Annotated in this window: 17 protein-coding genes; 7 read left to right on the top strand and 10 right to left on the bottom strand. The window is 63.0% G+C overall.

Annotation, left to right across the window (positions count from 1 at the left end; genetic code table 11):
* The first annotated feature begins 2 nt into the window (after positions 1-2).
* Positions 3-599 (top strand): tRNA-uridine aminocarboxypropyltransferase, encoded by a 597-nt coding sequence (locus PSH78_RS07635; protein ID WP_305499520.1) that lies wholly within the window; start codon positions 3-5, stop codon positions 597-599.
* 147 nt (positions 600-746) lie between these two features.
* Here the strand turns inward: PSH78_RS07635 and PSH78_RS07640 are convergent, their stop codons facing one another.
* The 3 genes from PSH78_RS07640 to PSH78_RS07650 all read right to left on the bottom strand — a co-directional run bounded on the left by PSH78_RS07640 (position 747) and on the right by PSH78_RS07650 (position 5,866).
* The gene (locus PSH78_RS07640; RefSeq protein ID WP_305499521.1) at positions 747-2,111 is read right to left on the bottom strand and encodes an HlyD family type I secretion periplasmic adaptor subunit; all 1,365 of its coding nucleotides are present in this window, start codon (positions 2,109-2,111) and stop codon (positions 747-749) included.
* Positions 2,112-2,329: 218 nt separating this feature from the next.
* Positions 2,330-4,489, bottom strand: a complete 2,160-nt coding sequence (locus tag PSH78_RS07645; protein WP_305499522.1) for a type I secretion system permease/ATPase — start codon at positions 4,487-4,489, stop codon at positions 2,330-2,332.
* Between the two features lie 18 nt (positions 4,490-4,507).
* Entirely contained in the window at positions 4,508-5,866 is a 1,359-nt protein-coding gene (locus PSH78_RS07650; protein WP_305499524.1) for a TolC family outer membrane protein, read from the bottom strand.
* Positions 5,867-6,318: 452 nt separating this feature from the next.
* Between PSH78_RS07650 and PSH78_RS07655 the strand changes: the two genes are divergently transcribed.
* A complete protein-coding gene (locus PSH78_RS07655) occupies positions 6,319-11,955 on the top strand; it encodes a retention module-containing protein (protein ID WP_305499526.1) in 5,637 nt (1,878 codons plus the stop codon).
* Between the two features lie 253 nt (positions 11,956-12,208).
* On the opposite strand, the gene PSH78_RS07660 is transcribed toward PSH78_RS07655, so the two are convergent.
* Both PSH78_RS07660 and PSH78_RS07665 read right to left on the bottom strand, forming a co-directional pair.
* Positions 12,209-12,607, bottom strand: a complete 399-nt coding sequence (locus tag PSH78_RS07660) for a YbaN family protein (protein WP_305499528.1) — start codon at positions 12,605-12,607, stop codon at positions 12,209-12,211.
* 8 nt (positions 12,608-12,615) lie between these two features.
* The gene (locus PSH78_RS07665) at positions 12,616-13,203 is read right to left on the bottom strand and encodes a YecA family protein (protein ID WP_305499530.1); all 588 of its coding nucleotides are present in this window, start codon (positions 13,201-13,203) and stop codon (positions 12,616-12,618) included.
* A gap of 420 nt (positions 13,204-13,623) precedes the next feature.
* On the opposite strand from PSH78_RS07665, the gene recQ reads away from it, so the two are divergent.
* From recQ to PSH78_RS07680, 3 genes are all read left to right on the top strand, one after another.
* Positions 13,624-15,750 (top strand): DNA helicase RecQ, encoded by a 2,127-nt coding sequence (recQ, locus tag PSH78_RS07670; protein ID WP_305499531.1) that lies wholly within the window; start codon positions 13,624-13,626, stop codon positions 15,748-15,750.
* A gap of 117 nt (positions 15,751-15,867) precedes the next feature.
* A complete protein-coding gene (locus PSH78_RS07675) occupies positions 15,868-16,302 on the top strand; it encodes a MarR family transcriptional regulator (RefSeq protein ID WP_305499533.1) in 435 nt (144 codons plus the stop codon).
* 119 nt (positions 16,303-16,421) lie between these two features.
* Positions 16,422-18,410, top strand: a complete 1,989-nt coding sequence (locus tag PSH78_RS07680; RefSeq protein ID WP_305499535.1) for a FimV/HubP family polar landmark protein — start codon at positions 16,422-16,424, stop codon at positions 18,408-18,410.
* Positions 18,411-18,507: 97 nt separating this feature from the next.
* Here PSH78_RS07680 and PSH78_RS07685 read toward each other — a convergent pair whose 3' ends face one another.
* A complete protein-coding gene (locus tag PSH78_RS07685; RefSeq protein ID WP_305499537.1) occupies positions 18,508-20,697 on the bottom strand; it encodes a patatin-like phospholipase family protein in 2,190 nt (729 codons plus the stop codon).
* Positions 20,698-20,768: 71 nt separating this feature from the next.
* Here PSH78_RS07685 and PSH78_RS07690 point away from each other — a divergent pair, with 71 nt between their 5' ends.
* Positions 20,769-21,056, top strand: coding sequence for a SelT/SelW/SelH family protein (locus PSH78_RS07690; RefSeq protein WP_305499539.1), 288 nt, complete (start codon positions 20,769-20,771; stop codon positions 21,054-21,056).
* Positions 21,057-21,075: 19 nt separating this feature from the next.
* Here the strand turns inward: PSH78_RS07690 and PSH78_RS07695 are convergent, their stop codons facing one another.
* A complete protein-coding gene (locus tag PSH78_RS07695) occupies positions 21,076-21,966 on the bottom strand; it encodes a DMT family transporter (RefSeq protein WP_305499541.1) in 891 nt (296 codons plus the stop codon).
* A gap of 92 nt (positions 21,967-22,058) precedes the next feature.
* A complete protein-coding gene (locus tag PSH78_RS07700) occupies positions 22,059-22,802 on the bottom strand; it encodes an AraC family transcriptional regulator (RefSeq protein ID WP_305499542.1) in 744 nt (247 codons plus the stop codon).
* A gap of 135 nt (positions 22,803-22,937) precedes the next feature.
* On the opposite strand from PSH78_RS07700, the gene PSH78_RS07705 reads away from it, so the two are divergent.
* Entirely contained in the window at positions 22,938-23,756 is an 819-nt protein-coding gene (locus tag PSH78_RS07705; RefSeq protein ID WP_305499544.1) for a UDP-2,3-diacylglucosamine diphosphatase, read from the top strand.
* 172 nt (positions 23,757-23,928) lie between these two features.
* Here PSH78_RS07705 and PSH78_RS07710 read toward each other — a convergent pair whose 3' ends face one another.
* Together PSH78_RS07710 and PSH78_RS07715 are read right to left on the bottom strand one after the other, a co-directional pair.
* Complete coding sequence (locus tag PSH78_RS07710; protein WP_305499546.1) at positions 23,929-24,510, bottom strand: HD domain-containing protein; 582 nt, start codon at positions 24,508-24,510, stop codon at positions 23,929-23,931.
* Between the two features lie 11 nt (positions 24,511-24,521).
* On the bottom strand, positions 24,522-24,833 hold the full coding sequence (locus PSH78_RS07715; protein WP_305499548.1) for a DUF962 domain-containing protein: 312 nt from the start codon (positions 24,831-24,833) through the stop codon (positions 24,522-24,524).
* Positions 24,834-24,957: the final 124 nt, after the last annotated feature.

Consider the following 24,957-nt stretch of genomic DNA (forward strand, 5'->3'; position numbering starts at 1 on the left):
CCATGTCCAGAATTCACTGCCCGCGTTGCCACCGTCCGCAAAGCCATTGCCTGTGCCCGTTGATCCCCCGTCTCGACAGCCGCACCCGCGTTCTGCTTTTGCAGCATCCCAGCGAGGTGAACCATGCCTTGAACACGGCGCGGTTGGCGGCGTTGGGCCTGAACAACGGCGAATTGATCGTCGGCGAGGTGTTCGAGGATTTGCCCCGGCTGCTCAATCAACCGGGTTATCAGGCGCGGTTGTTGTTTCCAGCCGACGATGCGCAGCCGATGCAAGCCTACGGTCCCAGCGACGACCCGCTGCTATTGGTCGTCCCCGACGGCACCTGGCGCAAGGCGCGCAAGTTGCTGCACCTGAACCCCTTGCTGGCGGCGCTGCCGAGGGTCACCCTGGCCGACGGCGGCGTGTCCCGTTATCGCTTGCGCAAGGCGCCCGGGCCGGGCGCGTTGTCGACGGTGGAGGCGATTGTCCAGGCACTGCAAACCCTCGAAGCACCGACCAGTTTCGAGCCGTTGCTGAGGCCGTTCGAGGCGCTGATCGAGGGGCAGATCGCGGCGATGGGGGAGGACACGTTTCAGCGTAATCATGCAAAGAAATAAGGGATATTTGCTGGCCCCATCGCGAGCAAGCTCGCTCCCACAATGGATCTCCTGTGCTCACAATATTGAGCATCAATCCAGATCCCCTGTGGGAGCGAGCTTGCTCGCGATAGCGATAGACCAATCACAGGAGATCCTGGCCAAAGCCTAGCGCTCACGCATCGCCTCGGTCCGCGCCTTCAGCACCGGCTTGAGCAGGTAATCCAGCACACTTTTCTCCCCGGTAATGATGTCCACCGTCGCCACCATCCCCGGGATGATCAGCAACGGTTTGGCATCACCGCCCAAATGGTTTTTATCGGTGCGCACCTGGATCAGGTAGAAGCTGTTGCCCTTGTCATCGGTGATGGTGTCAGCGCCGATCAGTTCGAGCTTGGCGCTAAGGCCGCCATAGATCGTGTAGTCGTAGGCGCTGAACTTGACCATGGCTTTCTGGCCCGGGTGGAGAAAGGCCACGTCTTGCGGGCGGACCTTGGCTTCGATCAGCAGGTTGTCCTCCAGTGGCACGATTTCGACCATGTCGCTGCCCGGCTGGACTACACCGCCAATGGTGTTGACCTTGAGCTGCTTGATCACCCCACGCACCGGCGAGACCACGGTGGTGCGGGTCACCCGGTCATCGATGGCGATGCTCGATGCGGTGATTTTCGACAGCTCGGTGCGTTTCTCGTTGAGCTCCTTGGCCGCGTCGGAGCGGAAGGATTGCTCCGATTCGTCGATCTTGCTCTTGATCTCGTTGATCGCCGACTCGGCCCGAGGGATCGCCAGGGTGGTGGCGTTGAGTGAGCCGCGCACCTCCACCGCGCTGCGCTTGAGCCGGAGGATTTCCACCGGTGAAACCGCCCCGGTGCGCACCAGCGGCGCCGACATGTTCATTTCTTCCTGCAGCAAGGACAGGGCCGAGCTGAACTGGCCTTGTTTGGAGCGAAACTCGGCGAGTTCCTGGGTTTTCTGCCGCAGCTGTTCGGTGAGGGTGCGTTGCTCGCTGGCCAGGCGCCGCTGGCGTTGTTCATACAACGAACGTTCGTCCTCGGCCACTTGCGGAGCCTTGGCGGTCACCTCGGCCGACAGCGCAAACGGTCGCCCTTCAGCCTCGGCCGACAGGCGTTCGACCTGGGCCGTGAGGGCGTAACGATCGGCCTCGCTCTCGCCCTTGTTCGACAGGAACCGCGTGTCATCCAGGCGCAGCAGGGTCTCGCCCTTGTTCACCATCTGGCCTTCGCGCACGAAAATCTCGGTGACAATGCCGCCTTCCAGATTCTGGATCACCTGGATCTTGCTTGATGGAATCGCCTTGCCTTCACCCGTGGTGACTTCCTGCAGCACGGCCAGTTTGGCCCAGACCAAACCGCTGACAATCAGCCCGGCGGCCAGCCACACCGTCACGCGCGAGCGTCGGGGCGAGTCCTGCAACGTCGCGCTGGCGGTTTCCGGCATGAACTCGCTTTCGGCGCTTTTGCTGAAACTGCCGAAGTAGCTTCGGGCGGCTGAATCAGGTGTTTGAGCAGACATGGACGGTACCCGTTGATTAATAGATTCTCAGTGCTGCTTTTTGTGGCGAGGGAGCTTGCTCCCGCTCGGCGGCGAAGCCGTCGTAAACCTGCCGACGCGGTCTGCCTGACACAATCAGGTGAATGGTCTTGGGCTGCTTCACAGCCCAGCGGGAGCAAGCTCCCTCGCCACAGGTGTCAACCATGTGTCCCCGGACCAAACAGGATATGTGTCGGCTTCTACACCGCAGCAGACCCCACCCGCCCTTTACGCAGCGCATCGATCACCGCGTCCTTCGGTCCGTCCGCCACGATCCGTCCGTTTTCCAGCACCACCAGGCGATCCACCAGGCTCAGCATCGAGGTACGGTGGGTGACCAGCAGCACGGTCTTGCCCTGCACATGGGTGTGAAGCTTTTGCCGCAAGGTATCTTCGCTGCTGTTGTCCATGGCGCTGGTGGGTTCATCGAGCAACAGGATCGGCGGGTCGAGCAGCAGGGCCCGGGCCAGCAGTACGGCCTGGCGCTGACCACCGGACAACAGCTGGCCGCGCTCGCCGACCGGGCGATCGAAGCCTTGCGGATGCTGGCGCGCCAATTCGGTCACGCCGGTCAGTTCCGCCACCTCCAGCATGCGGCCGTCGCTGATGTAGCGGGCGCCGAGGGTGAGGTTGTCGCGCAGGCTGCCGGCCAGCAGCGGCAGGTCGTGGGCGACATAGCCGATCTGCTGGCGCAGGTCGGCGACGTCCAGTTGCCGCAGGTCCAGGCCATCGAGCAGCAACTGACCTTCCTGCGGGGCATAAAAACCCATCACCAGGCGCGCCAGGGTGCTTTTGCCCGAGCCGCTGCGGCCGATGATCCCGACGCGCTCGCCAGGCTTGAGGCTGAAACTGACGTTTGCCAACGCCGGGGTACTCTGGCCGTCGTAGTGGAAGGTCACGCCGCTGACATCCAGGGCGCCCTGCAATTGGGTGCGCTCCAGCGGGCGCTGCCTGGCGTCGCGCTCCTGGGGCAGGGCCATCAAGGCATCGGTGCTGCGCATGGTGAGCTGGGCTTGCTGGTAGCGAGTGATCAGCCCGGCGATCTGGCCCAGCGGCGCGAGGACCCGGCTGCCGAGCATGTAGGTCGCCACCAGTGCGCCGACACTGAGGTTGCCGGCAATGATGCTGTAGACGCCGGCGACGATGGTTGCCATGCCGGCCAGTTGTTGCAGGAACAGCGTGCCATTGGTTGCCAGCGCCGAAAGGTTGCGGGCGTGACTGTCGAGGCGGGTGAGGGCGCCGTGGGTGCTTTCCCACTGATGCTGGCGTTCGCTTTCGGCGCTGCAGGCCTTGAGGGTTTCCAGGCCGCCGAGGGTTTCGATCAGCAAGGCCTGGCGCTGGGCACCGAGGGCCAGGCTTTTCTGCACGGTGTCGCGCAGACGCGCCTGGATGATCATGGCGAAAGTCACGGTAAGCGGGAACGCCACCACGGGTATCACCACCAGCCAGCCGCCAAGCAGGCCGATCACCACCAGCATCAGCACGGCAAAGGGCAGGTCGATCAGGCTGGTCAGGGTCACCGCGGTGAGAAATTCCCGCAGGCCCTGGAAGTCATGGATGCTCTGGGCGAAGCCGCCGATGGTCACTGGTTTGGCTTTCATCGCCATGCCGGTGATGCGTTCGAACAGTGTGGCGGAGAGGATCACGTCGGTCTTTTTGCCGGCAGTGTCGAGCAGATGAGCCCGCACGACCCGCAGCACCAATTCGAACCCGGTGCCGATCAGCAGCCCGACGGCCAGCACCCACAATGTCGACGTGGCCTGGTTCGGCACCACGCGGTCGTAGGTCTGCATCACGAACAGCGGCACCATCAATCCCAGCAGGTTGATCAGGAAGCTCGCCAGGATCGCGTCGCTGTACAGCCAGCGCGACAGTTTCAAGGTGTCACGAAACCAGGCCTCGACTCGCGGCACCAGCGGCGCGCGCAAATCTTCCAGTTCGTGGCGCGGTCGGGCGAACAAGGCCTGGCCGCTGTAGTCGGCGGCCAGCTCCTGGCGGCTGACCCATTGTTCGCCGCCATCGGCTTCGCTGGGCAGGATCAGCGCCTGGCCGTCGTCACCCCAGCGGCGCAATATCGCGCAGCGACCTCCGGCCAGAATCAGCATCACCGGCAGATTGAGCGCCGAAATGTCCGCCAGGTCGCGACGCAGCAGCCGCGCCTGCAGACTGGCCCGGGCCGCTGCGCGAGGCAGCAGGTCCAGGCTCAAGCGTTGGTGCGCCATTGGCAACCCGGCGCTCAGGCTGGCGCGGCTGACAGTCGCGCCATGGAGTTTGCAGAGGATCAACAAGCCGTCCAGCAACGGGTCATCGAAGTTCAGGCGCGGGTCGGCGCCGGGGATTACCGGTTCCATGCGGGTCATGTCGATCGCTCCCATGGACTACTTCAGTTCCGGCAGCCGTGCCTGGTTCTTGACTTCGGTCTGGGCGACGGCGTCGGCCGGCAGCACGATCCGCTGTTTGCTCAACAACAGGCCCATATTCGCCAGCACGCGGTACATCGAGTATTCCTCGGTGTAGCGCACCTCGGTGTAGCGACGGTTGGCGTTGTACAGCTCGTTTTCACTGTCGAGCAAGTCGAGTAGGGTCCGTTGGCCGAGGCCGAACTGGTCTTGATAAGCGGCACGCACGCGGGCGGTGGTGTCGGCGTACTCACGGGCCGTCGGGGTCTGTTTGCGGGCGTTGAGCATCGCGTTCCAGGCCAGGCGCGTGTCTTCGTTGAGTTGGCGCAGGGCGTTGTTGCGGATGTCCATGGCCTGGTTGATCTGGTGAGCGTTGGAGGCCAGTCGGGCCTTGTCGCTGCCGCCGCGCAACAGGTTGTAGTTCATCACCACGCCCAGCCGCCAGTTGTTGTCGTGGCCCTCTTCGCCGCCGAGGTTGTTGTTGGCGCCCACCGCCGCTTCCGCATCGAAGCGCGGGTAGAACGGTGATTTCGCCACTTCATACTGGCTTTCGGCGGATTGGATGTCGGCCTGGGCCGATTTCAGGTACGGGTTGTTATCCACCATGCTCTGCTGGGCTTCGCGCAGGTCGACCGGGATTTCGCCCTTGGTCGACGGCGGGGCTTCCAGCTCATCGGGCATGCGCCCGACCACGCTGTAGAAGTTCGCCTCGGCATCGGCCAGGTCGACCTGGGCGGTGTCGTAGTTGTTTTCCGCCAGGGCCCGACGGGCATTGGACTGGTCGGAGTCGGCCGTGCTGCCCACCCCACGCTCGGTGCGCAGGCCGATCTGGTCGTTGACGCGCAGGTGCGCCTGCAGGTTGTTCTTGGCCAGGGTTACCAGCTCGCGACGCTTGAGCACTTCCAGGTAGACCTCGATGGTCCGCAGGGCCAGGTCCTGCGCGGTGCCCTGGGCGTAATAGGCGCGGGAGTTGACCACACCCTTGGTGCGTTCCACTTCGTTGGCGGTGTTGAACCCGTCAAAGATCATCTGGCGCAGGCGCAGCTCCGACTGGGTGTAGGTGAGGATATTGGTGTGATGGTTGCCCAGTGCCCGGGTGTTGGTGTTGTCGCTGTAGCCCCGACCGTAGCCGGCGTTCAAATCCACCGACGGGAAAAAACCGCCCCGGGCGACCTTGACGTCTTCATTGGCCGACAGACGGCTGTCCACCCGCTGTGCGAGTTCCGGGTGGGTCGCGATGGTGCTCTGTATCGCTTCGGTCAAGGACATGGCCTGCGCTTGAGAAGAGCAGGCCATGGCCAGCAAAACCGCGCTGCAGAGAGGGGTAAGAACGCGCATGGGATGCATCTCCTGAGGTCTGTTGTGCTTCGTTGTCGCCAGAATATTGACGTGTAAAAGATCAAAACCGTTTCAACCTTGTAACAACACAGCTAAGAACATTCTAGGAAAAGCCTAAGAAGAATTTCTCATAAGGCTTATTCCAAAAAAAACTTATGTGCTTGGAAAAAACCGGCACATTGTTCAACGCGAAAGCCTTTGTATTTAAGGCTCTTGACGGATTACAGACGTCAATAAAAAGTTCCAAATAAATTTCGAAACGATGTGAAGAAGGGCAAAAAGGTTCAAAAGCGAGGCGCAATGTGTGACGGTTTTTTGTCGTTGTGGCGAAAATCCGCTACCGTCCGATCTCGCGAAAGCTGGCAGATTTTCCAGATTCTGACGGCCAGCCTGAGTTTCGCTTCTTCACCCAGCACAGGTGCCGACTACGGTTGGCAACGGAGGAAATGCACATGGCAGCGCTCATCGGTACCGTCAGCAAGGTCGTAGGGCAGGTTTTCGCAGAGGCCGCCGGTGGGCTGCGGCGCCCGTTGATCGAAGGTGATCGGTTGTACGCCGGTGAGCACCTGATCACCGGCGCTGAGGGGGCGGTAGCGGTGCAATTGCAGAACGGGCGGGAACTGACCCTGGGCCGCGAAAGTGACCTGACCCTGACCCCGCAGCTGCTCGCCAACCAGGCAGCGCCTGTCGACACGCCCGAAGCACCAGTGCCAAGTAATGCGCAACTGACCGATGTGCAGCAATTGCAGCAAGCCATCGCCGCCGGCGCCGACCCGACCCAGACGGGCGAGGCCACGGCGGCGGGCGCCGAGGGCGGCAACCCGGGCGGAGTGGGCGGTGGGCACAGCTTTGTGCTGCTGGAGGAGGTGGCAGGAGAGGTTGATCCGCGGATTGGCTTCCCAACCGCCGGGTTCAACGGGATTCCCGAGTTTCCACAACTGGAGCTGGCGGCTGATCCGGACGGCAACGATGGCGACGGAACGGTGCCGCCGGTCATCCCTGAAACGCCGGACAACCCCGTCACCCTTGATGGCGTGACCGTGGACGGCGGCGAGCTGAGCACCAACGAGGCCAACCTCGCCGACGGTACCGCCAGCAATCCTGGCGCGCTGGTGCAAAGCGGGACCTTCAGCATTTCCGCCCCCGACGGCTTGAACAGCCTGAGCATCGGCGGTATCAGCGTGATCGCTGGCGGCGTGGCTTCAGGTTTCCCGCAGTCCGTCACCTCGGCGCTGGGCAACACGCTGACCATCACCGGCTATGACCCCGCCACTGGCGTGGTGAGCTACACCTATACCCTGACCGACAACGAAACCCATCCGGCGGGCGGTGGTGCCAACACCATCAGCGAGCAATTCCCGGTCGTGGCCGTCGATAACGACGGTGATACGGCCAACGGAACCCTGGACGTCAACATCACCGACGACGTACCCCAGGCGATCGATGACGGCCACGCCAACAGCGCATCGGAGGCCCTCGTCACCCTCACTGGCAACGTATTGCCCAACGATGACCAGGGCGCTGATCGCATACCCACCGGCCCCGACAGCGGGCCGATCATCGGCGGCACGTTCACCGGTACCTACGGCACGCTGGTGCTCAACCCCAACGGTACGTACACCTACACCCTGAATACCAGCGACCCGCAATTCGTTGCGTTGCACGGCGGCGGCAACGGCAGCGAAACCTTCACCTACACCCTGACCGACGCTGACGGCGACACCAGCACCGCCAACCTGGTGCTGCAAGTGCACAACAACGACGACCCGGTGATCATCAACGGCCTCGACACCGAGGGCGGCGAGTTGACGGTGCAGGAGAAAAACCTCGGCGATGGCAGCAACCCGGACGCCTCGGCGCTGACCCAGAGCGGCACTTTCACCGTGACCGCGCTGGACGGCGTGCAAACCCTGAGCGTCGGCGGTATCACTGTGGTCAGCGGTGGCGTCGCCGCCGGTTTCCCGCAATCGATCATCACCGCGTTGGGCAACACCTTGACCGTCACCGGCTTCAACGCCGCCACGGGCGTGGTCAGCTACAGCTACACCCTGCTCGACAACGAAGCGCATCCAAATGCCAACGGCGCCAACAGCGTGGGCGAGCAGTTCAGCGTGGTGGTCACCGATGACAACGGCACCACGGCCACCGGCAACCTGGACGTGAATATCGTCGATGACTTGCCCACGGCCCACGCCGATTCCGCCTCGGTGGAAGAGGGCGCGACGGTCAGCGGCAACGTGCTGAACAACGACGAGGGCGGTGCCGACGGGCCTGCCGCCAGCGGCGCGGTGATCGGTGTCCGCGCCGGCAGCGATACATCGACCTCAGCCGTGGGCGGCCTCGGCAGCCAGATCAACGGCACCTACGGCTACCTGACCCTGGACGCCAACGGCAACGCGGTCTACCACAGCAACCCGAACGCCGTCAGCGCACCGGGCGCCACCGATGTGTTCACCTACACCGTGCGCGACGCCGATGGCGACGAGAGCACCACGACCATCACCATCGACATCGATAACAGCTGCCTGGCCGCAACCCCTGACCAGGAAATCCGCGTCTACGAAAAAGCCCTGGATCTCAACCAGGATGGCCAGGACCTGGCCCCCGGCACCGTCACCGGCAGTGCGCCGAATGCCAGCAGCGAAACCGCGAGCGGCAGCCTTGTCGGCTCGGTGACCGGTGCCGTCGGCGCCGTCACCTTCGCCCTGATCGGCAATGCCACCGGCGCCCATGGGCAACTGTTGCTCAACCCGGACGGTTCGTACACCTACACCCTGACGTCGCCCGCCACGACAACGCCTGCCGCCAATGATGGTCCGAACGTGTTGAGCGAAAGCTTCACGTATCAAGCCACGGACTCCCTCGGCAACAGCGTCACCAGCACCATCGTCATCAACATCGTCGACGACGTGCCCAAGGCGCATTGTGATACCGCGGCGGTGGTGGAGGGCGGGACGGTCAGCGGCAATGTCCTGGACAACGACGTGCTCGGCGCCGACGGTGGCGTGGTGATCGGCGTGCGGTCCGGCAACGATACGTCAAGCCCGGCCAACGGCGGCCTGAACAGCCAGATCAACGGCACCTACGGCTACCTGACCCTGGATGCCAATGGCAACGCGGTCTACCACAGCAATCCGGATTCCGTTGGCGTACCGGGTGCCACCGATGTATTCACCTACACCGTGCGCGATGCCGATGGGGATGAAAGCACCACGACCATCACCATCGACGTGCACAACAGTTGCCTGGTCGCTGAAACCGATCATGACGTCACCGTTTACGAAAAAGCCCTGGACCTGAAACAGGACGGCCAGGACCTGGCCCCCGGCAGCGCCACCGGCAGCGAGCCGGGCAGCACCGGCGAAACCGCCACCGGCACCTTGGTCGGTTCGGTCAGCGGTGCAACCGGCGCCGTGACATTTGCCTTGGTGGGAGACGCCAATGGCGCTCACGGCCAGTTGCTGCTCAACGCCGACGGCTCCTACACCTATACGCTGACCTCGCCGGCGAATACCACGCCGCATGCCAACAATGGCCCGAACGTATTGACCGAAAGCTTCACCTATCAGGCCACCGATTCCCTGGGCAACAGCACCACCGGCAACCTGGTGGTGAGCATCGTCGACGATGTGCCCAAGGCGGTCGCGTCCGAGCGTTCGGTCCCGGCGGTGGAGATCGATTCGAACCTGCTGATCGTGCTCGACGTGTCCGGCAGCATGAAAGACGATTCCGGTGTGCCGGGCCTCTCGCGAATGGACCTGGCCAAACAGGCGATCAGCGCCTTGCTCGACAAATACGACGACATGGGCGACGTGAAAGTCCAGCTTGTGACCTTCAGCGGCAGCGCCACCGGCCAGAGTGCCGTGTGGGTGGACGTGGCAACCGCCAAGACACTGATCGCCGCGCTGAAAGCGCACGGTGATACCAATTACGATGCGGCCGTGGAGATGGCCAAGACGGCGTTCGCAACACCGGGGCAACTGACCGGCGCCCAGAACGTTGGTTATTTTTTCTCCGACGGCAAGCCGACCAAGGGCGACATCGGCCCGGCGGACGAGGCCGCGTGGAAGGCCTTCCTCGACGCCAACAGCATCAAGAATTACGCCGTCGGCCTGGGCAGCGGCGCCAGAAACGTCAATCTTGATCCGCTGGCCTACGACGGCAGCACCCACACCAACACCAACGCGGTGGTGGTGACTGACTTGAACCAGCTCAATTCGGTGCTTTCCGGCACGGTGCAAGGCGTGCCGGTTACCGGCAGCCTGTTTGGCGAAGGCGGCTCGTTCGGCGCCGACGGCGGGTTTATCAAAAGCCTGGTGGTGGACGGCACGACCTACAGCTACAACCCCGATGCCAACGGTGGCCAGGGGGCGCTGACCGTCAGCGGCGGGGCCAACCACGGCGCCTTCAACACTGCGACCAACACCGTCAGCATCGCCACCGGGCATGACGGTATGCTCGTGGTCAATCTCGATACCGGCGCGTTCAGCTACACCTCCCAAACCACCACCAGCACCTTGATCACCGAGAACATCGGCTACACCCTCAGCGATAACGATGGTGACCTGGCCGGCTCCAACCTGGTGATCAAGGTCCAACCTAACAGTGCGCCCGTGGCGGTCGCTGACAACGTCATCACCAACGTGCTGTCGGGCAACATCGTGGTTCCGGGTGAATTGCTGCTGGGCAATGACAGCGACGCCAACGGCGACCCGCTCTCCGCATCGCCGACCAGTTTTAATACCGGCTGGGTGGCCAGGGGCGCGGATTTCACCGGCAGCACCGGTACCACCAGTTTCACCGGCAACAACGCCCAGTCGATCAGCCTCAACCGCAGTGCCTTCGTCGCCAACACCGCGAGCATGACCGCGATGCTGGTGGTCAGCGGGGCGCTGGGAGCGGTGTCGAACAACAACGCCAACGATGAAGACCGGCTCAACATCAGCCTCAAGCAAGGCGAAACCCTGACCCTGGATCACAACCTCACGGCCGGTCGCATCGCCATGGAATATTCGCTTAACGGCGGCCCCTTCATCGCGATCAACGACGGCGCCTCGTTCACCGCAGCGGCGGATGGCAACTATCAGATCCACGTCACCAACATTCCCAACCCCGGCAATGGCAACGCCAATGCCTCGGAAAATTACCAACTGACCCTGACCGTCAACTACGCCGGTGCCCAGGACACTACTCCCGATTATCACGGCAGCTACACTGCCAGCGACAACCACGGCGGCAGTGACTCCGCCGGAGTGGGCATCAGCTACCAGGCGGGCCACACCCTGACGGGGACCACGGGCAACGATGTACTGGTGGCCGGCAATGGCAACAACGTGCTCAACGCCGGCGACGGCAACGACATCCTCAGCACGGGCGCGGGCAACAACACCTTGCATGGCGGGGCTGGCAATGACTTGCTCTACAGCAGTACCGGTAACGACCTGCTCGACGGCGGCACTGGCAACGACACCGCCAGTTATGCCCATGCCACCGGCGGCGTCACGGTAAACCTCGGCCTGCTGGCCGGACAGAACACCCTGGGGGCCGGCACCGACACCCTGGCTGGCATCGAGAACCTGGTCGGCTCGAACTTCAACGACAGCCTGACAGGCAACGGCTTGGGCAATCGCATCGACGGCGGCCTCGGCCATGACGTGCTCAACGGCGGTGACGGTGATGACCTGCTGATCGGCGGCCTGGGCAACAACACCCTCACCGGTGGCAACGGCGCCGACACGTTCCAATGGCAGGCGGGCAACAGCGGTCACGACGTCATCACGGATTTCACCCCGGGCCTCGACAAGCTCGACCTGTCGCAACTGCTGCTGGGCGAGAACGGCAGCGCGGCGTCGCTTGATGACTACCTGCACTTCAGCGTGACCGGCAGTGGAGCCTCGTTGATCACCAGCATCGACGTCAGCAGCACCGCCGGCGCCACGCCGAACCAGACCATTGACCTGGCCGGCGTCAACCTCGCCAGTCACTACGGCGTCACGCCGGGCGCGGGCGGAATGATCGGCGGCGCGGACACCGCGACCATCATTAACGGCATGCTGAATGACCATTCGTTGAAGGTCGACACAGTGTGAGATGAGCTGAAACGACAAAACCCGCCATCTTCGCTCTGGAGATGGCGGTTTTTTCATTTTGGCTAGCACAAGATTTTACCAGGCCCAGGCATGACTGAAGACACAGCCGATCTCGTGGCGAGGGAGCTTGCTCCCGCTCGGCTGCGCAGCAGTCGTAAAATCGGCAGGCGCGGTCTGCCTGGGGAATCGCATCAGCTGATTTCAGGGCGGCTTCGCCTCCCAGCGGGAGCAAGCTCCCTCGCCACAAGGGCGTTCAGTCAGGTTTGTGCAGGGTTTTTTGCCTGAGGATGTAAATCGTCACCAGCACCGCGCTGGTCAGCATGAACACCCGCGCCCACGGCAGGGGCACCAGGTAGCACGACAGCAGGATGCTCGCCCACATCAACCCGATGGCGTAGACCTTGCCCTTGAGCGGGATGCCATTGCCGCTGAGGTAATCGCCGATCCAGGGGCCGAGGCGCGGATGCTCCACCAGCCAGCGGTAGAAGCGTGGCGAACTGCGGGCGAAGCAGGCCGCGGCCAATAACAGGAAGGGGGTGGTGGGAAGGATGGGAATAAAGATGCCGATGACCCCCAGCACCACGCTCAGCCAGCCGATGGCGAGCAGAGCGTAGCGCAGGATCAGCGGGCGATTGCCAAGGGGCGCGGGCACCCGCTGACTCAGTGATGGCGCGGCTTGAGGATCGCCGGTTTCTCGTCCGGGGCGTTGCACAGCAGGTACAGGGCGGTGAGGGCTTCCGGGATCTGCACGATCATGTCGTCCATCAGGTTCGGGTCGGCGGCAATGTCGGAGAACTCCGGTTGTTCGTCGAACAGGCCGGAACCGACCATGATCGGCAGCAGCATTTCGCTGACTTCTTCTTCGGCGGTTTCGAACCAGGCCGCTTCGCGCAGGAACACGCCCTCCATGAAGCCGATGCACCAGCCGCGCAGTTCCGAATCGTCCGGATCATCGCCCAGGTCCAGCTCGCACGGCAGCTCGAATTCTTCATCGGAAGCCAGTTGGCGGGCGATGTGCGCCTTGAGGCCGACCAGCGTCGCTTCGATTTCGGCGCGTTGGGCTTCGTCGCTGTAGTGCGGTTCTTCGGCGAACAGGGCGTCGATCCATTCACGCTCCGGCACCTGCTCGGAGCAGATCGACAGGGCGGTCAGGTAGCCATGAGCGGCCACGTAATCCAGCGCTTCTTCGTGCAGCTCATCGGCGTCGAGGAAGACTTGCAGGCGGGTCAGTTGCTCAGCGAAGGACATTACAGGCTACCTTGGGGAATAAACAATGCGGGAATTCTAGGCTTTCTTGAGCGCTCAGGCCAGCCGCGTGGTGGATTTGCCTTCTTGCCGGGCATGCATCACCTGGTCTCTAGCCTACAGAGTCCCTGTGGCGAGGGAGCTTGCTCCCGCTGGGTCGCGCAGCGGCCCTGTTTTTTTGGGGCGGCTTCGCCACCCAGCGGGAGCAAGCTCCCTCGCCACGGGGTGGGGCTTGTCCGGCATTTGCCCTGAAACCTCCCGTCAGCAACCCCCTTCGCAATGAAGCCCTCGGGTATACTGCCGCGTTTTGTGATGCCCTGCGGCATCCCGGCGGTTCGAAACGCGCACTTACGATTCGCCGGTGCAGCGTTTGTGTTTCTGGACCAGCCTTGCAGGGATGTTTCGGTGATTTTTGGAGTTTTTATGCTCGAACAGGCTCAACGCGTCCTCAAGGACATCTTCGGCTACGACAGTTTTCGTGGCCGCCAGGGTGCCATCATTGAGCGCGTGGCCAGCGGTGGCGATGCCCTGGTGCTCATGCCTACCGGCGGCGGCAAGTCCTTGTGCTTCCAAGTGCCCGCGCTGCTGCGCAACGGCCTCGCGGTGGTGGTATCGCCGCTGATCGCCTTGATGGACGACCAGGTCGCGACCCTCGAAGAATTGGGCGTTGCCGCTGCCGCGTTGAACTCTACGCTGAGCGCCGAGCAGCAGCGGGACCTGGCGGCGCGCATCCAGCGCGGTGAAGTGAAAATGCTTTACCTGGCGCCTGAACGTCTCGTGCAGCCGCGCATGCTGGCCTTTCTCCAGAGCCTGGAGATCGCCCTGTTTGCCATCGACGAAGCCCACTGCGTATCCCAATGGGGCCATGATTTCCGTCGCGAATATCTGCAACTGGGGCAATTGGCCGAGCTGTTTCCCGACGTGCCGCGCATCGCCCTGACCGCCACCGCCGACAAACGTACCCGCGAAGAAATCGTCGAGCGCCTGCACCTGCAGAACGCCGAGCGGTTCCTCTCCAGCTTCGACCGCCCGAACATTTTCTACCGCATCGTGCCCAAGGAGCAGCCGCGCAAGCAATTGCTGGCGTTCCTCGCCGAGCGGCGCAGCGACGCGGGTATCGTCTATTGCCTGTCGCGCAAGAAAGTCGAGGAGGTGGCGGCGTTTCTCAGCGAGCAAGGTTTCCCGGCCTTGCCCTACCATGCCGGCCTGCCCAACGATTTGCGGGCCTATCACCAGAAGCGCTTTCTCAACGAGGAAGGCCTGATCATGGTCGCCACCGTGGCGTTCGGCATGGGTATCGACAAGCCCAACGTACGGTTCGTTGCGCATTTGGACCTGCCCAAGTCCCTGGAGGCCTATTACCAGGAAACCGGCCGTGCCGGTCGTGACGGTTTGCCGGCCGATGCCTGGATGGCCTACGGCCTGCAGGACGTGGTGATGCTCAAGCAGATGCTGCAGAACTCCGAGGGCGATGAGCGCCACAAGCGCCTGGAGCAGCACAAGCTCGACGCGATGCTGTCGCTCTGCGAAGAAACCCGTTGCCGCCGCCAGACCTTGCTGGCCTATTTCGATGAGGACATGCCCGAGCCTTGCGGGCACTGCGACAACTGCGTCGACGGCGTGGAGACCTGGGACGCCACCGAGCCGGCCCGCCAGGCGCTGTCGGCCATCTATCGCACGGGCCAGCGTTATGGCGTGGGGCATCTGGTGGATGTGCTGCTGGGCAAGGACAACGAAAAGGTCCGCAGTTTTGGCCATCAGCACCTTTCAGTGTTCGGCGTGGGCAAGGCCCGCACCGAGAGCGAATGGCGCTCGCTGTTCCGGCAACTGGTGGCGCGCGGCCTGGCCGACATCGACCTGGAAGGTTATGGCGGCCTGCGCCTGAGCGCGACCTGCCGGCCCTTGCTCAAAGGCGAGGTCAGCCTGGAACTGCGTCGCGACCTCAAGCCCGCAACAGCGATCAAGAGCAGCAAGAGCCAGGCCAGCCAACTGGTGCGTGGCGAGGAGCGCGATCAGTGGGAAGCCCTGCGTGCCTTGCGGCGCAAACTGGCGGAGGAGCATGGCGTGCCGCCCTACGTCATTTTCCCCGACTCGACATTGCTGGAAATGCTCCGCAGCCAACCGACTTCCCTGGCGGAAATGGCCCGGGTCAGTGGCGTTGGCGCGCGCAAGCTGGAGCGTTACGGCGAGGCTTTCCTCCAGGTGCTCGGCGGCGAAGCCGAAGCGCCGAAAGCCGTGGCCGATGTACGCCACGAACTCATCACGCTGGCTCGTGCCGGGATGACCCCGCTACAAATCGCCGGGCAATTGCAGTGTTCGGAAAAGAACGTCTATACGATGCTGGCCGAGGCGATCGGCCAACAGCAGCTATCCCTGGAGCAGGCGCTGGATTTGCCCGAAGAACTGATGGGCGAAATCCAGGACGCGTTTCTCGACGGAGAGGGTGAATTGCCCGCGGTATCTGACGTTGCCGCGCTGTTTGCAGGCCGCGTTCCGGAAGGCGTCCTGTATTGCGTAAGAGCTGCACTGCAATCGGAATTTGAAGTCTGATCAAACAGTTACGCTCCTTTAACGATTCACTACAGTGCCAGCCTTGCTTGAATCCGAAGCTCATGCTTAGCTGACTAATAATTAGTATTTCTCTATTTAGATTCTGATGAGTTTTTTATGCCTCTAACCGATCAACACCGCTTTGGCATGCAGTTGGCGCAAATGTCCCGGGGCTGGCGAGCCGAGCTGGACCGTCGCCTCGCCGGGCTGGGCCTGTCCCAGGCGCGTTGGCTGGTGCTGCTGCACCTGGCCCGCTTCGAACAGGCGCCGACCCAGCGTGAACTGGCCCAGAGCGTCGCCGTTGAAGGCCCGACCCTGGCCCGCTTGCTCGACAGCCTGGAAACCCAGGGACTGGTGCAGCGCCAGGCCGTGGCCGAGGACCGCCGCGCCAAGAAAATCGTGCTTTGCGCGCCGGCCTTGCCGCTGATCGAACAGATCGAAACCATTGCCACGCAGCTGCGTCGGGAGTTGTTTGAAGGCGTTGACGAAGAGGATATGCGGGTGTGCATGCGGGTTCACGGCAGGATCCTGGCCAACCTGGAAAAATCCTGAGGCACTTCCCTGACATCAGGTTTTTGAGATTCGCCGGTTAGCGAACTATAACCAGTAGTAAGCGTTCCTAATGGAAGCGTTTGCGCCGAGGTTGGTTCTGGTAATCGAAAGGGATGCCCATGCTTGAAAGTCTGCAGTCCACGTTGCGCAACTGGGTCAACGTGTTGATAGTCGTGGGTGCCCTGGGCTTTCCGGCCCTGGCGTCGGCGCTGGGGCTGGGTGAGATCACGCTTCATTCCGCGCTGAACCAGCCGTTGCGCGCCGACATCGCCCTGGTCGATGCGGCCGGCCTGGGGGAGGGGGATTTGTCGGCCAGCCTGGCGAGCCCGGACGATTTCAGTCGCGCCGGGGTGGAGCGGGTATTTTTTCTCAACAGCTTGCGTTTCACGCCGGTATTGCGCGGCGAGCGCAGCTTCATCCGGGTGACTTCCAGCAAGCCGGTGGAAGAGCCTTTCCTCAATTTCCTGGTACAGCTCAACCAGCCCAACGGCCGGGTGCTGCGTGAATACACCGTGCTGATCGATCCGCCGGGCACGCCAGGGATTGTGCCGGCCGTGGACGAGCCTTCCGCTGCGGCCGAAGCGACACCCGCGATCAAGCCGCCACCGGCCACACAAGGCAAGCGCTACACCGTCGTGCAGGGCGACAACCCCTGGATCATCGCCAAGCGCCTGCATGACGCCGGCAGCAATGCCTCTGTCAATGAGCTCATGCAGGGCATCCAGGCGCTGAACCCTGGCAGCGAGCGGCTTTCCATCGGTCAGCGCCTGTTGCTGCCCGACTCGGCCATATTGCCGCCTCCCGCCGCAACCCCTTCAACGCCGGCCTCTGTCGCCCCCGACAGCAACGCCGAGCAGCTCGCCGCCTCGGTGCTGCTAAACCAGCAACAACAGAAAACCATCGACGAACTTCAAGCCCGGCTCCAGGCCCAGGACGCGGAAATCGCCAGCCAGCGCCAGCAGATCAGCGAGTTGCAGGCGCAACTGGCCCAGGAGCCGCCGGATGCCGTTGCCGCGACAGCGCCGCCAGCGGAAAACGTCGAGCCCAATCCGGTGGTCGAGGCGACGCCGGCCGACGAGGCAGAGGGCATCGATTGGGTGTGGGTGGCAGGGTTGGTGGGGCTGCTGGGGTTGCTCGTCGTGTTGCTGTTTCTTCGCCGTCGGCAACAGCAGGAACTGGCGGATCCGCAGCCGATGTCCGAGCCTCGCGAATTGATCCTGGACGATGACGAGCCTGAAACCTATGGGCAATCGGGCGCCGAACGCCCTGAAGTCGCCGCGTCGTTCAACAACGGCGATGCGCCCCTCGGCGATGTACTCGAAGGGGTAGGAATCTACCTGACCTATGGCCGCTTCACCGAAGCTGCCGGCTTGTTGCGCGCCGCGTTGCTGGCGGAGCCGGAGCGTACCGACCTGGGCCTCAAGTTGCTCGACGTGCTGGGCAAGCAGGGCGATGTCATCGGCTTCCAGGCCCAGGAGAACCACCTGCTGGCCCAAGGCGTCGATCGCCAGGCGCTGCAAGAAATCCGCGGGCGCTACCCGAGAATCTCCCTGGTTGCCGCGCCCCCCGATACTTCCCTGGATGCGCCGCTTGATGCAACTGCGCCGACAGAACCCCAGGCATCCATTCCAGTGCCCGAACCGCCCCGTCTCCCCAGCGACGAGTTCGAGCTGAAGCTCGATAGCTTGTCCATGGAGAACAGCTGGGACCTGACCGACACCCCGCAGGCCTCCGCTGAACCGAAAACCCCGGAATCCTTCGAAACCGGCACGTTGTCGCTCTCGGGGTTCGATGAGCCCGACCTGCAATGGGGAGCGCCCCTGGAAACCGAGTCGCTGGACGATGATTTCCTCGACGGGTTTGCCGATGAAGAGCAGTCGCTGGAGCTGGAGCCGCTGAGCGCCGAACCGGAGTTCGAGTCCCTGTCGCTCGAACCGGTGTCTTTTGAATCGCCGACCTCGCAGCATTCCGAAAAGCTCGAAGAAGCCCAGAATCGTATCGATGAGGGTGACCTCAAGAGCGCTATCACGCTGCTGGAGGAACTGGTGGAAGAGGGCGACGAGCCGCTCAAGGAAACGGCCCGGGTGCTGCTGGCCGGGATTCGTTGATTACCCCTGTGGGAGCGAGCCTGCTCGCGAAAATGGCGGCACAGGAGATCTCAACCATCTCTTCGCGAGCAGGCTCGCTCCCACAGTTTGCATGACGCTAGAACGTCTGCCCCAGATTCAGATACACCGCCTGCTCATCATCGTCGTTGAAGCCATAACTGAAGTTGAGTGGTCCCAGCGGCGTGTCGAACCCGAGGAAAACACTGGCGGCGTTGATGTAGCCGCTGTCGAATTCATTGTCGTTGTTCCAGGCCCGGCCGCGCTCCAGCGAACCGCCGACATACAGCGGGAAATCCAGCGGCAGGTAGGCGCGAGGCGTGAGCCTGCGGTAGTACACGGCGCGCATCAGGCTCATGTTCTGGCCGGATATCCCGTCTTCACGAAAGCCCGACAGCTGTCGGGCGCCGCCGAGGACGAAACTCGACGTCACGACCTCGGCGGTGTCCAGGGTCCGGCCATAACGACCGCCGAGGATGAAAGTATCCGGGCCGCTGCTCAGGGCCTTGTCCAACCTGAATTCCCACTGGCGATAACGCTGGTCGGAACCTAATCCGGGTTCGTACTGGCGCCAGGACAAGCCGATGTCTTCCCCTTCGTGGGGGAAGTAGACGTTGTCCAGCGAGTCGAATGAATACTTGAGCTCGTAGAAACCTTCGTTGAAGTTTTCGCTGGGCTGGTCGTGATCGCCGATGCGCACGTCCGCCTTGCCCCAGGCCTGGCCAACACCGAAGCGGATTTCCCCGCTGTTGCCGATCTGCCGGCCCAGGTTCAGGCCAAAGCCGTAGCGCTCGACCCGATACTGGGCGACCGGGTCGTTATCGAGGATCGATTCGACGTTGCGCGATTCGAATTGTCCGTAGGGCGCGATGAAGTAGCGCGAGCCGACGTCCAGCGGCTGGTAGAACTCGCTGTACAGCTCCTGCTTATCGCCGATCTGCGCCCGTGTCAGCCATTCGGCGCCGAGGCGATTGATACCGTTGACCCGGTAGCTGGCACCGAGGTTGAAAGCGCTGTCGCCGCGCATGTCGTCCGACAGGCTCAGGCCCAGGCGCAGGTAGTCCGTGCCGGTGCGTCGGCCCCGGGCGCTGATCACCAGGCTGTTGTCCGCGCCCTTGTGCACCACGCGGTATTGCACCTGCTCGAAATAATCCAGGCCGTACAAGGTGCCCATGTCGGTTTGCAGTCGACCCAGGTCCAACGGCTCGCCGATCTGTTGGCGAACGTAATAGCGGATCACGTCGTCGCCGACTTTCGAATCATTTTCCACCCGTATCGCGGTGATGACCGGCGTGCGTTCGCTGGGGGTGCGCGCCGCCATCAGCTCGGCGTCGGCCGGTTCAGGGCGACGCAGGTGCGCCAGGCGCGCCTCGAGTATCCGGGTGGCGCGGTAGCCGGCGTCGATCATTTCCGTGGCGCGGCCGAAATCGGTGGAGCCAAAGCTTGCCAGGGCGGGTTGGATCAGCACGTCGTTGTTTTTCAGCCTCGCCAGTTGTTCCTCCGAGTTGCGGCGGGTCATCAGGGTGGTCGACTGATTCAGCACATCCACCACCGTGACCAATTGCTTGCGGTTGCGCAGCGGCGTGCCGATATCGACGACGATGGCCATGTCCACGCCCATTTCCCGGGCCACGTCCAAGGGAATGTTGTCGCTCATGCCGCCGTCCACCAGCAGCCGCCCGTCCAGTTCCACCGGGGCGAACACCGCCGGGATCGACATGCTGGCACGGATCACCTTGGGCAGGTGGCCCTTGCGGAACACGACTTTTTCGCCAGTGGCGATGTCGGTCGCCACGGCGCGGAAGGGGATCGGCAGCTTGTCGAAATCCCGGGTATCGCTGGCGTGGGCCAGCAGGCTTTCCAGGAGCAGGGCCAGGTTCTGTCCCTGGATCACGCCCAGTGGCAGGCCGAGGCTGCCGTCGTCGCGAAAGCTCAGCTTCTGCTTCACCAGGAAATCCCGGTCATCCTGCTTGCGCCGGAAGGGCACGTCCTTGCGCGGCGGGGCATCGGACAGCGCCTGCTGCCAGTCGATGCCCAGGGCGAGTTTCTCCAGCTCGTCGATCTTGTACCCGGAGGCGTATAGGCCGCCGATCACCGCGCCCATGCTGGTGCCGGCGATCGCGTCAATCTTGATGCCTTGTTCTTCCAGGGCTTTGAGCACGCCAATATGCGCCAGCCCACGGGCCGCGCCGCCGGAAAGTACCAGGCCGATTTTCGGTCGCGGCGCTTCGACCGCGTCGGCGAACAGGGGCAGCAGTAACAGGAGCAGGCATGGCAGCAGGCGGCGCATCGTCAATCTCGGGGCAGGCGGTCAAAGGCGAGTAGTATAACGACGCCTTTGACCGCAGGAGCTCACCCGCAATGACCGCTCGCAAACCGGAAGTCGTCATCACTTACTGCACGCAGTGCCAATGGTTGCTGCGCGCCGCCTGGCTGGCCCAGGAGTTGCTCAGCACCTTTGGCGACGATTTGGGCAAGGTGTCCCTGGTGCCGGGCACCGGCGGGGTGTTCCATATCAGTTGCGACGGTACGCAGGTCTGGGAGCGCAAGGCCGACGGCGGGTTTCCCGAGGCCAAGGTCCTCAAGCAGCGGGTCCGCGACCGGATCGACCCGGAGCGCGACCTGGGGCACAACGACCGGGTTCAGTGACGCGTTTCAGTAACCTGGCTCAGTGAGACGAGGCTTGGGCGCCGGCGCTGGATTTTTTCGTGCCGTCGAGCTGGCTCGACACGACGATCGCAACGATGATCAGCACGCCACCCAGCAGCATGCGCAGCGTCGGGTTTTCATCGAACAGCAGCCAGGCAATGGTGATGCCGTAGACCGGTTCCATGGCGAACACCACCGCCGCGGTGCGCGCCTTGATCACCGCGAGGCTGGCGACGAACAGGCTGTGGGCCAGGCCGGTGCAGAACACCCCGAGCAGGCCGATCCACAACCAGTCGATGGGGCGCACGTCGCTCAGTTGCGGCGCGGCCATCGGCAACAGGCATAACCCCACGACCACGTTCTGGCACAGCGCGGCCTGTACCGGCGGTACGTGCGCGGAGCCGGCGCGATTGGTCAGCGACAACAGCGAGAACAACAGGCCCGAAGCCACGGCCCAGAGCAAACCGGTGGTGGCGCCGCTGGCCAGGTCAAAGTCCGGTGTGACCAGCACCAGGCCGACGCTCACCAGCACCACCAGGAGAATCTCGTTGGCGCGGATCCGCTCGCGGAAAATCAGCCCTTCGAGCAATACGGTGAAGGCCGGGAAACTGGCGAACCCCAGCGTGGCGATGGCCACCCCGGCGACTTTTACCGAGATGAAAAAACTGACCCAGTGTCCGGCCAGCAACAGCCCACCGAGCAGCAACCGGCGAGCGTCGCGGCCGCGCAGTTTTTGCCAGCGGGTGCGGCTGGCGAACCGGGCAAACACCGCCAGGGCCAGCACGGCGAACACCGCACGGCCAAACACAATGACCGCCGGCGAGGCGGCGGCGAGTTTGCCGAACACGCCGGTCAGGCCAAACATGAGCGCGCCGATGTGCAAGGCGCCGAGGGCGGTACGGGGAGTCATTGCAATCCTTGTTGAGCGGTTGAACGTCTGGCTATTGAACCCGTTGCCAGCCGTTTCTGTCTGTCGCGAACCTAGCGATTTTTAGCGCAGGTCTAGCGCCGAAGCTTGCCCGGCGAAACACCGAACTCGCGCAGCACCGCCGCCGCAAAGGCGCTTTGCGAGCTGTAGCCAACCTGATGGGCGATTTCGCCGATGGGCAGGTTTGAGTCTCGCAACAGTCCCACGGCCTTGTGCAGGCGGCGGCTGCGGATGTATTCCATTGGCGTCTGCCCGCGTTCGGCGACGAAGCGCGCATGCAGGCGCGCGCTGGAAAGCCCGGCGACCCGCGCCAGGTCCGCCACTTGCAGCGGATAGGCCGCGTGCTGGTCGATATGGACATCCAGCGCGGCATAGGGCAGGCGCCGGCTGCCGCCCGTTTGCTGGCGGGCGCCGTTGAGGCTGGCCAACAGCAGTACCGCGCCTTGCTGGGCGATCAGTGGATCGTCCACCGGACTGCCCGCGAGCCAACTTACCAACTGGCTCTGCCCCGTATCCAGGGGCAGGCGGATATTGCGGTCGAGTAAGCGCCGGCTGGCATCGGCGTGATCGCCCAGGCATTGTCCGACCCAGTCATCATCAGGCACATCCAGCACCAGGCAACGGCTGCCCCGAGGACTGCCGCAGGCGTGATGGGCGCCGGCGGGTACCACCACGAAACTCTGCTGCACCACCTGGCTGCCACGCCCTTCGACTTCGAAGTCCAGCGCGCCGGACAAGCCGAACACCAGCTGCGCATGGTCGTGGCTGTGGACAATCAGGTCGTGGCTGTAGTGGCGTAGCGTGAGGATCGGTCTCATCGCGGTCTCCCGTGGCAGGCGGCCAGTCTACACCGAGGGCGCGGCGCCTCGCGCTGTCATGCAACCGACGCATTATTGTCATGGGTCATTAACCGCTGGGGTGCACTGTGGTGAAAACGATCAGAGGGTTGCCCAATGACCAGCGCCGAGCTCGCCAGGCCCAGCCGCAAACAGCGTGTCCGCACCCTGTGGATTTCCGACGTTCACCTGGGTACGCGAGATTGCCAGGCCGAGCACCTGTCGCACTTTCTCAAGGGCTATCACGCCGACAAGGTCTACCTGGTGGGCGATATCATCGACGGCTGGAAACTGCGCAGTGGCATGTATTGGCCCCAGGCCCATACCAACGTCATTCGTCGCCTGCTGACCATGAGCAAGCGCGGCACCGAGGTGATCTATGTCACCGGCAACCATGACGAATTCCTGCGCCGTTATTCGAAGCTGATCCTGGGCAACATTCAACTGGTGGACGAAGCGGTGCATGTCACCGCCGATGGTCGGCACCTGCTGGTGATCCATGGCGACCAGTTCGATGTGATCACCCGTTATCACCGTTGGTTGGCCTTTCTTGGGGATTCGGCCTACGAATTCACCCTGACCCTCAATCGCTGGCTCAATCACTGGCGGGCCCGTTACGGCTACGGTTACTGGTCGCTGTCGGCGTACCTCAAGCACAAGGTCAAGACCGCCGTCAGCTTCATCAGTGATTTTGAAGAAGCCATCGCCCATGAATGCGTGAAGCGTGAACTGCATGGCGTGGTGTGCGGGCACATCCACCATGCCGAGATTCGCATGGTGGGCGGGGTGGAGTACCTCAACTGCGGCGATTGGGTCGAGTCGTGCACGGCGCTGATCGAGCATTGGGACGGCTCGATCGAGCTCTATCGCCTGGCGGACGCCCAGGCGCGCGAAGCGCTGGTCAAGGCTGAGTTGAAAGTGACTGAGCCTGCCTGAATTTTAAACGTTTAGTGGAGAGGAGCTTTTGTGGCGAGGGAGCTTGCTCCCGCTGGGCTGCGCAGCAGTCCTAAGGATAGTCACTGGATCCGCGATCATTCAGGCACACCGAGAGGGGGCTGCTGCGCAGCCCAGCGGGGATAAATCCCCTCGCCACAGAGGGTTCCTTGTCTTATCTCTCGGCCATCGCCGCCTTGTAGATCGATTGCTTCGGTGCCGCAAACAGCCTTTCCAGCATGGGTTCGAAGAAACTCAGCGGCAGCGTGTCGTACTCGGGATCGAACGCCGCGGCGTCGTATTCTGCACAGAAATCGATCGTCGCCTGGTACTGCGGGTGTTCGCGAAACTGCTCGCGCAGGTGCCGGTCCATGCCCAGATGATGGAAGAAGTAGTAGCCCTGGAAGATCCCGTGTTTTTCCACCATCCACAGATTCTCGGCGCTGACGAACGGCTTGAGGATCGCCGCCGCGATGTCCGGATGGTTGTACGAACCCAGTGTGTCGCCAATGTCGTGGAGCAGGGCGCAGACTACGTACTCCTCGTCTCGCCCGTCGCGGTAGGCACGGGTCGCGGTTTGCAGGGAGTGGGTCAGGCGATCCACGGGGAAACCGCCGAAGTCGCCATCGAGCAATCTCAGGTGGGCCAGAATCCGGCCTGGCAACTGCCGCGCGTAAGCGCTGAAGTCGGCGGCGATGATCGCCCAGTCTTCCCGGCTGCCGTCCTGCATGTGGGTGAAGCGCGCGTGAGACGTCATCGCCGATCTCCTTAGAACGCCACCTTGCCCAGCAGCATGTCGCGGTACATGACGAAGTCGCCGAGCAGGCTGTAGAGAGGGTGTTGGAAAGTTGCCGGGCGGTTTTTTTCGAAGAAGAAGTGCCCGACCCAGGCGAAGCCATAGCCGGCCACCGGCAGCGCGACCCACAGCCACCAGGCGCCGACGACGAGGGCCAGGGCGAAAACCAGGATGACCAGGGAGGTGCCGATGAAGTGCAGGCGCCGGCAGGTGCTGTTGCTGTGTTCGCTGAGGTAATACGGGTAGAACTCGGCGAAGGTATTGAATCGGCTGGTGTTTTCCAAGACTGCAGGCTCTTTGGTTAATGTTCTATCACTTGAGTCTAGAGCGATGACCTTCCACAGCCAGTGACAATCAGCGCCACTTTAGTATCCTTCGCAAATCCAGCCGTACCCTGCGGCTCGTCAT

The sequence above is a fragment of the Pseudomonas sp. FP198 genome (genome assembly GCF_030687895.1).
Classification (GTDB): domain Bacteria; phylum Pseudomonadota; class Gammaproteobacteria; order Pseudomonadales; family Pseudomonadaceae; genus Aquipseudomonas.